The 1279-nt window shown below is 69.7% G+C and carries 1 protein-coding gene; it reads left to right on the plus strand.

Annotated elements, in window-relative coordinates; all coding sequences use genetic code 11:
* Window positions 1-190: 190 nt before the first annotated feature.
* The coding region (locus tag AC2CJA_RS26700; RefSeq protein ID WP_484605217.1) for an Hsp70 family protein at window positions 191-1279 on the plus strand (1089 nt) is incomplete at its 3' end.

Here is a 1279-nt window from a genome sequence, read left to right on the forward strand (position 1 = left end):
GGGCGGCACCCCACGGGGTGCCGCCCGCCGCGCCGTGTTTCCGGGTTACGGCCTCCGGTCGTCACGGCTTCTGCGTCGGGCTCCGCTTGACTTGAGGCGACTCAAGTTTTATGCCGGACGTACAGGCATAAGAAGCCCGGTTCCCGCACCGTGCGCCGGTGGGCGGCGGTGGCGAGAGGAGGGACCACAGGTGACACGAGCGGTAGGCATAGACCTTGGCACCACCAACTCCGTGGTGTCCGTGCTGGAGGCCGGCGAGCCCGCGGTCGTCGCCAATGCCGAGGGCGCCAGGACCACCCCTTCGGTGGTGGCGTTCGCCAAGAACGGTGAAGTGCTGGTGGGGGAGGTCGCCAAGCGGCAGGCGGTGACGAACGTGGAGCGCACCGTCCGCTCGGTCAAACGGCACATGGGCGAGGAGGGCTGGCGCTTCCCCGCCACGGGGGACGTGGACGGCAGGCGCTACGCCGCCCAGGAGATCTCCGCGCGGGTGCTGCAGAAGCTGAAGCGGGACGCCGAGGCGTACCTGGGCGAGAAGGTCACCGACGCGGTGATCACCGTCCCCGCCTACTTCAACGACGCCCAGCGCACGGCGACCAAGGAGGCCGGCGAGATCGCGGGCCTGAACGTCCTGCGCATCATCAACGAGCCCACGGCCGCCGCCCTGGCCTACGGCATGGAGAAGGAGGACCAGACGGTCCTGGTCTTCGATCTCGGCGGCGGCACCTTCGACGTCTCGCTGCTGGAGATCGGCGAGGGCGTGGTGGAGGTGAGGGCCACCAACGGCGACACGCACCTGGGCGGCGACGACTGGGACCAGCGGATCGTCGACCACCTGGTCAGGCAGTTCAAGAACGCCCACGGGGTCGATCTGGCCAAGGACAAGATGGCCGTCCAGCGGCTGCGGGAGGCGGCGGAGAAGGCGAAGATCGAGCTGTCCAGCTCGACCGAGACCACCATCGGCCTGCCCTACGTCACCGCGTCGGCCGAGGGCCCGCTGCACCTGGACGAGAAGCTCACCCGGGCCCGGTTCCAGGAGCTGACCGCCGACCTGCTGGAGCGCTGCAAGATCCCGTTCCACCAGGCCGTGAAGGACGCGCGGGTGCCGGTCTCCGACATCGACCACGTGGTGCTGGTCGGAGGGTCCACGCGGATGCCCGCGGTGACGGTCCTGGTCAGGGAGCTGACCGGCGGCAAGGAGGCGAACAAGGGCGTCAACCCCGACGAGGTGGTGGCCATCGGCGCCTCGCTGCAGGCCGGTGTCCTCAAGGGCGAGGTCAAG

Source organism: Streptomyces sp. ATLC9, from assembly GCF_057196705.1.